Source organism: Pseudomonas sp. KCJK8993 (assembly GCF_046230915.1).
Lineage (GTDB): Bacteria > Pseudomonadota > Gammaproteobacteria > Pseudomonadales > Pseudomonadaceae > Aquipseudomonas > Aquipseudomonas piscis.
This window is the reverse complement of the sequence record NZ_JBJJLO010000263.1, coordinates 1-301: the sequence shown is the minus strand read 5'-3', so window position 1 is coordinate 301 and position 301 is coordinate 1. Positions and strand designations below refer to the sequence as shown.

Annotated in this window: 1 pseudogene; it reads right to left on the bottom strand. The window is 65.1% G+C overall.

What is annotated here, in order from left to right:
- Nucleotides 1–301, bottom strand: a pseudogene (locus ACK6AU_RS32065) (methyl-accepting chemotaxis protein); the annotation flags it as partial.

Genomic DNA, 301 nt, shown 5'->3' with positions numbered 1-301 from the left:
ACGGATCACGTCCAGGACCTTGCCGATGTCGCGGGATTCGTTGGCCAGGTCGCCGATCAGGCTGGCGGTGTCCTGCACGTCGCCGCTCATGCGTTCGATGGCGGTCACGGTTTCCTGCACCAGGTCGCGGCCGTCGCCGGCCGAGGCGGTGGCGTTCTTCGAGGCTTCGGAGGTACTGACGGCGTTGCGCGCCACTTCTTCCACGGCGCTGGTCATTTCGTTGACCGCAGTGGCGGCCTGCTCGATCTCATTGTTTTGCTGGGTCAGGCCACGGGCGCTTTCCTCGGTGACGCTGTTGAGT